Below are 5,754 nucleotides of genomic sequence, written 5' to 3'. Positions count from 1 at the left end.
CGCGGGCCCCTTTCAGAGTTCCTCACGGGCCGAGCGCAGCTGAGCCACCTCGGTCTCGAGTTCGACGAGGCGGCGGTATAGGGCCTGGATGGCGGCCATGCACACCCCGTTCGCGTCGGCGACGGCGATCCGCCGGTCCGTGGAGCCCAGCCCGAATGCTGCGGCGAAGTCCTGTGCCATCGGACCCATGTGGCGGACCGACGGGTGATCGAACCCGTAGGTCCACACGCTGAGAGGCATCTCGGCGAGGCGTTGCAGCACGTCGTCGGCGCCTGTGGGCACCGGCCGGTCGGTGTTGACCCCGCGCCGGCGGCTCAGGGCCGAGTTCAGCCAGGCCAGCGGGTGACGGGTTCGGGCGGCCAGGCGCGCACGCGCTCGCCCCTGGCCGGTGTCCACCCACTGGCCAGGGGCGTCCTGCGCGCGCTCGGTGCTCGCTTTCATGGCTTCGGTCACCGAATCGCCTCGGTTCAGTCCGTGAGTTCGGTGACGTCGTGCTTGACCGTCGCGTCGCTCAGCAATAGCCCGAGCCCGAGCCCGATCGCTCCGAGCCCGAGTCCGAGCCCGATACTGAGCGCAGCGCCGCCGAGTCCGATAACAAGTCCGAGCATGATTCCTCCTGATTGTCGTCTGGTGTGTCGGAAGTCCGCCTATGTGCCGAACTCCCTGTCTGTGAACACCTACAACCCTGATTCATCGACGCTGGTGCCGAAACCAACCCAAGGGGTGGGGACTCCCACCCTTCCCGAAACCCGTGCGGTGGAACCGAACGACTGAAACGGCTGTGCCACAAGAGAGTTGATGCCTCTACCTTGGTCAGGGCGTCATCAGATCATCACCAGAAATCCTGAGTGTGAGCGTGCCGCGGCGAACATCCGCGAGCCGGAGAAACCACCCGTTGCCTGCGTCTGATGCGCGCCTGCTGCCCGCCGCTCGAATAGGCGGGCGCCGCGCCGGCGGGTCTGCCGGCCCTGCACGTACGCGTTCATCAAAACCACCTTTGACGCAGGTTTATCAGGATACGCCGAAGCTCCGACCCGTGGTCAGCGGCGAGTTCCCGATTCGATCCTCACGAAAAAGTATTCGACTCGGCCGCGGTGGGCGTCAAGACGATCAAGGTTGTTTCTTAATGCACCTATCGAGAATTCGATCTTGCTGCGCGCACTTCCGAAGGGCACCATGGAAACGTGCCCTGGGGTTGTCGTGGACCGAGCAACTGAGTCTCGCCTGATCTACTCGGACAGGGAAGGTCACCAGCACAAGCTGGACCTCTCCCCCGATAACCCACGCCTGACCGTCGGGCGCTCACCCGACTCCGGGCTGCCGTTGACCTCCGACGAGGAGGTGTCGCGGCTGCACGCGGTCGTCGAGCGGGTGGGCAGCCACTGGACCGTCGTCGACGACGGCATGTCCCGCAACGGCACCTTCGTCAACGGTGAACGGATCACCGGACGTCGACGACTACGCCAGGGCGACAGCATCAGAATCGGCGGAACTCTGCTGACCTACAACGAGTTCGGCGGTGCGAGCGATGACGCGACCATGATCGCCGCGAACATGCCGAACGTGCGGTCGTTGACGGAGACCCAGCGCGCGGTGCTGACCGGGCTGTGCAGGCCGTACAAGCACGGGGCGACGTTCGCCAACCCGGCGTCGAACCAGCAGATCGCCGCGGAACTGTTCCTCAGCGTCGATGCGATCAAGACGCATCTGCGCGCATTGTTCGCCAAGTTCGATGTCGAGGACCTCCCTCAGAACCAGAAACGGGTGCGGCTGGCCGAGCTGGCCATGCAGAGCGGCATCATCAACGAACGCGACCTGTGATCAGCCGGCGTCGGCGAGGATGCCCTTGTTGGCCGAAGTAGCGGACCCGCCGTGGCCCGCGCGGGCGACGAGCGCTGCCACCGCGTGCGCGACCTCGGCCGCCCGCTCCAGGATCACCGAATGACCGGCCCCACTGACGCGCACCAGCTCGGAGGCAGGCAGACGGGAGGCGATGGCGGCGGAGTGCTCGAACGGGGTCATCACATCGGCGTCGCCGCACAGGACCAGCGAGGGGATCCCGACCAACGAGGACAGCGACTCCGACTCGTCGAAACCGATCAGTGACTCCAGGAAGCTGGACATAGTCACCACCGAGGTGTCGTTGACCATCGCGGCCGCGAGCGCGACGACCCGCGAATCCACCCGACGGCTGCCGCACCCGATCACTCGGACGAGGCCGGCGCAGAGCATGCGGCTGAGCTGCTTGGAGCCCTGCATCACCCGAGGCGCCCGGCGGACCGCCTTTCGGAAGGCGGACACCATCGGGGAGTGCAGGAGCCGGCCGAGACCGGCCTCCGTGAGCCCGTTGGCGGCCGAGGCGATGAGCGCCATCCCGACGATCCGCGAGCCGATCGAGTCCGGGTACTGCCGCGCGTAGGCCAGGGCCGTCATCCCACCCATCGAGTGACCGATGAGCACCACCGGGCCCTCGGGAACCACGGTGCGAATGACGGCGTCCAGGTCGCGACCCAGCTGGTCGATCGTGTAGGTGTCGACGGGGGCGTGGCCGGAGTCGCCGTGCCCGCGGTGGTCGTAGAAGACCATGCGGACGTCGGCACCCCAGGAGTAGGAGAGGTATTCGCGGAGGAAGGACCACGATTCCGTGCGCAGGCAGTGACCGTGGACGAACACTGCGGTGATCGGGGCATCCACCCGGCCGAACTCCTGGACGGCCAGGGGCACGCCGTCGTCGGCGAGCACGGTGATGCGGCGACCGGAATGATCTCGTGCGCTCGGTGTGCTCAACATTGCGTCCTCCGTACCTGGTTTCGACCTGGTCCGCCCTCTTCTGCGGGTACGTACCAATCTGCTATTTGCGGTGATACGGAGCCAGCTACCCAAGTACTCGCTATATCGACCTGAGGGTGGAGTTTCTTACACCTGGGGTGGCACCGCTCGAAATTTTTGCTCACTGGAACCATTCCAGGATGGCGCGCGCAAGGTGCGCCGGACTATCACCACAGGGGCGGAAAAGCCTCACCCTCAAAAGGGCGGCGGCCGGAGTTTCTCGCGGGCGGTCAGGATCGCCTGGTGTTCGGCGTGGTGGGTGCGGAGTTGGTCGCATCGGGCGAGGTGGTCGGGGTCGGTGATGCCGGCGAGCGTCGGGGGTAGGTCGTCGGGGTGCATGTGGGTTTCCCACCAGGTCGGCTCGTAGATCCCGAGGTCGGGTGGTTCGGTCGGTGGCGGTATCGGTGCCGACTTGGGTGCCGGCCTGGGTGCGAGTTTCTTGGTCCGGTCGCTGGGTCGTTGTTCGGCCGGGAGTGGCAGGGTGACGCCGATGGCGCCGTGTGCGCCGATCCAGACGATGGCATCGCCGTCGAGGCGGACGACGCGGAAGAGTCGGTCGGTCTTGGCCTGGTGGTGGCGGGTGCAGGCGGGTTGGCCGTTGCTCTCGACGGTCCAGCCGCCTGCATGGGGGTTGTCGGGGTCGAACTCGACGATGTGGTCGAACTGGCAGTCGCGGGCTTTGACGGTGCAGCCAGGGAAGGTGCAGGTGTCGTACTTGTCGAAGACGGCGGCGCGGACGGCGTTGCTGGGTCGGTAGGTCAGCGCGCCGCGGGGCGGGTGGTCGTAGCCGCCGTGCCCGTCGGGGTACTGGCCGTCGAGCAGGGCTGGGTTGGTGGCGATCGCATCGAGAACATCGGTGACGCGAGGCTCGCGCGGGGCCGCGTCAGGTTGCTGTGGATACGGTGCCGACGGGTCTTGCCGAGGCGGAAGTTGCCCGGAAGGCCTGTGGCGCAGTCGATAGCGGGCCGGAATGCCGGGCGGTGGGGTCGGGGCAGGGCTGTCCCCTGAACCATCGCCGTCCGCTGGTTCAGGTGGTTCCGCGCCGGTGCTGTCGGGTGGATCAGGGGCGACTTCGGGCGATTCAGGGTCGTCCGGTTCGGGTACGTCGTTGCCACCGAACGCATTTCGTTCCGCGTCGATACGCCGGGCATCGGCGATCACCGCCTGCCACGTCGCATCACCCGCCAGCAACCTCGCCAACTCCGGATCGATCGACCCGTGGCCCTCGAGGTGGCTGGGATTGTCGGCCAACCGCAACAGCGTGTCCAGATCGATGTGGATGTGCACCTCGGGCTTCGGCCGCTCAGGCCGCGACAGATGCGCCGTCGGGCAAACATCACGCCCGCACTGGCAGTGCAGGTAGCTCTCGCCGTGCACCAGCGCCATGAACGCATCCGTCCGCAGACTGTCGACGGTCCGGGGGTCCTCCCGGCACACCGTGCCCGCCATCTCCCGGATCAGGGAGTCGAGGGTCCTTCCCTCCGCCGCGGTCAGCGTGGCGTACACCTGGGCCATGCCGTGCAGGTCCGCGGTCACCGACACCCGCCGAGAGTGCCGTTCGCGTCGCTTGCGAAGGTCTTCCGCCTCGGCCGGGTTGATGCGGATCAACTCCCGCATCACCTCCGCCACCAACTTCCGCGGGGTCAAATACAAGGCAGCGTCGGCGAGATGTGGCTCCATCAGGGCAAGGGTCGCGTCGGAGATCTCGGCGGTCGCCTCGACCATTGCGAACACCCGCGAAAAGTCCACCCGACCCGACACGAACACCGCATGGATCAGCGGCAACCGCAGATCCAACGCATTGCCCACCGCCACAAACCGTACCGTTCCGCCGTGCACGCACTCACCCCCAACGCCAGCGCGGTCTCCATCTCCGCGGACCGCCCCGCCCGATACGCAAACTCCTCCCCGAACAAATCCACCTCGGACGCGAACTGCCGCCGCGCAAACGCCGCCGCCGTCAACACCTTGCGCGCCGCAGCGATGTTCTCCGCCCGCGCAAACCCCTGCAACGCAGCCAGTGCATCGGTCCCATTCTCGAAGTCCACCACGGCCTCGTCGGCGCAGGCACCCTCACCTGCGGCGCCACTCCGAAACCCCCCGGCATCGAACATGCGTACTAGCCTACGCGGGGCCACCGACAAGAAACTGCGTGCGCCAGGCGCCACGGATACCCCTACCACCAGCGAAAATTGACCGAGGGCAAGTCCTCCCGCAAGGCCAGGCAGCAACCCCCTCGACGGGCCGGCCTCACGGGACGCAGGGCGATGCAGTCGGCCCTACGCCGGATCCCCGGGCGCGAGCGTGGCGAAAGATTGACGGAGAAGTTCTACAGCGTCCATGGTCTCGTCAGGGTCGGCCCAGGTGGTCAGCGCAACGTCGAAGCAGACCAGCGACGCCTGCACCAGCGTCTGCGCTCGCAGTACCGCGAGATCACCGGCGAGTCGCTCCTGCACGAGCGGGGTGAGCAGACTCGCCCACAGCAGATGCTTTTCGAGGTTGCGGGCACGGAGGGACGCTGCGCTCGTCAGAACACGCATGGTTCTCTTGCTTCGTTGTTCGTCCCTATTCGGCTGAGCCAGTAGGGCTTCAAAGGACGCATGCAGGGAATCCCACACCGGTTCGTCGGCCGGCCGCGCGGCCAAGGCGTCGCGGACGAACTCACCCCAGGGAACGAGGTCGCCGATGACAGCGTCTTCCTTGGCCGGGAAGTAGCGGTGGAAGCTGCGGGCCGAGATGCCCACCTCGGCGGCGATCTGCTCGACGGTGACCGCGTCGAAACCCTGCTGGGCGAACAGGTCGATCGCGACCTCGGCGATCCGTGTGCGCACGGCCTCGCGCGTGATGTCGCGCAGGCCCGGATTCGATGAGCTTCCCACGACGGAAGCGTACAGTGTCGAATGCGTCAGAGACTGACACAATTGT

General features: G+C 66.7%; 8 protein-coding genes. 1 reads left to right on the top strand and 7 read right to left on the bottom strand.

What is annotated here, in order from left to right; genetic code table 11:
- Positions 1-12 precede the first annotated feature (12 nt).
- From RM1_RS16155 to RM1_RS26445, 3 genes are all read right to left on the bottom strand, one after another.
- Positions 13-441: a hypothetical protein gene (locus RM1_RS16155; RefSeq protein WP_072752763.1), complete on the bottom strand. Its 429-nt coding sequence runs from the start codon at positions 439-441 to the stop codon at positions 13-15.
- Positions 442-467: 26 nt separating this feature from the next.
- On the bottom strand, positions 468-608 hold the full coding sequence (locus tag RM1_RS26450; protein ID WP_027499409.1) for a hypothetical protein: 141 nt from the start codon (positions 606-608) through the stop codon (positions 468-470).
- Between the two features lie 216 nt (positions 609-824).
- Positions 825-986: a hypothetical protein gene (locus tag RM1_RS26445; protein WP_169922332.1), complete on the bottom strand. Its 162-nt coding sequence runs from the start codon at positions 984-986 to the stop codon at positions 825-827.
- 190 nt (positions 987-1,176) lie between these two features.
- Here RM1_RS26445 and RM1_RS16150 point away from each other — a divergent pair, with 190 nt between their 5' ends.
- Complete coding sequence (locus RM1_RS16150; protein WP_072752762.1) at positions 1,177-1,821, top strand: FHA domain-containing protein; 645 nt, start codon at positions 1,177-1,179, stop codon at positions 1,819-1,821.
- Here the strand turns inward: RM1_RS16150 and RM1_RS16145 are convergent, their stop codons facing one another.
- The 4 genes from RM1_RS16145 to RM1_RS16130 form a co-directional block, all read right to left on the bottom strand.
- Positions 1,822-2,790, bottom strand: a complete 969-nt coding sequence (locus RM1_RS16145; protein WP_072752761.1) for an alpha/beta fold hydrolase — start codon at positions 2,788-2,790, stop codon at positions 1,822-1,824.
- A 234-nt stretch (positions 2,791-3,024) separates the two neighbouring features.
- Positions 3,025-4,638 (bottom strand): HNH endonuclease signature motif containing protein, encoded by a 1,614-nt coding sequence (locus RM1_RS16140; RefSeq protein ID WP_143069383.1) that lies wholly within the window; start codon positions 4,636-4,638, stop codon positions 3,025-3,027.
- Positions 4,605-4,943: a hypothetical protein gene (locus RM1_RS26185; RefSeq protein ID WP_072752759.1), complete on the bottom strand. Its 339-nt coding sequence runs from the start codon at positions 4,941-4,943 to the stop codon at positions 4,605-4,607. The genes RM1_RS16140 and RM1_RS26185 overlap by 34 nt, the downstream gene beginning before the upstream one ends.
- Before the next feature lie 165 nt (positions 4,944-5,108).
- Positions 5,109-5,708: a TetR family transcriptional regulator gene (locus RM1_RS16130; RefSeq protein WP_245816377.1), complete on the bottom strand. Its 600-nt coding sequence runs from the start codon at positions 5,706-5,708 to the stop codon at positions 5,109-5,111.
- Positions 5,709-5,754 lie beyond the last annotated feature (46 nt).

Origin of the sequence: Rhodococcus maanshanensis NBRC 100610 (assembly GCF_001894865.1) — a bacterium.
GTDB lineage: Bacteria > Actinomycetota > Actinomycetes > Mycobacteriales > Mycobacteriaceae > Rhodococcus_G > Rhodococcus_G maanshanensis.
Note: the sequence above shows the minus strand (reverse complement) of the source record. Positions and strands in the feature narration are given on the sequence as shown.

Bases quoted from the DNA above. Each gene is read 5' to 3' on its own strand.
- RM1_RS16155 (WP_072752763.1), bottom strand. From the start codon at position 441: ATGAAAGCGAGCACCGAGCGCGCGCAGGACGCCCCTGGCCAGTGGGTG.
- RM1_RS26185 (WP_072752759.1), bottom strand. From the start codon at position 4,943: ATGTTCGATGCCGGGGGGTTTCGGAGTGGCGCCGCAGGTGAGGGTGCC.
- RM1_RS26450 (WP_027499409.1), bottom strand. From the start codon at position 608: ATGCTCGGACTTGTTATCGGACTCGGCGGCGCTGCGCTCAGTATCGGG.
- RM1_RS26445 (WP_169922332.1), bottom strand. From the start codon at position 986: ATGAACGCGTACGTGCAGGGCCGGCAGACCCGCCGGCGCGGCGCCCGC.
- RM1_RS16150 (WP_072752762.1), top strand. From the start codon at position 1,177: ATGGAAACGTGCCCTGGGGTTGTCGTGGACCGAGCAACTGAGTCTCGC.
- RM1_RS16145 (WP_072752761.1), bottom strand. From the start codon at position 2,790: ATGTTGAGCACACCGAGCGCACGAGATCATTCCGGTCGCCGCATCACC.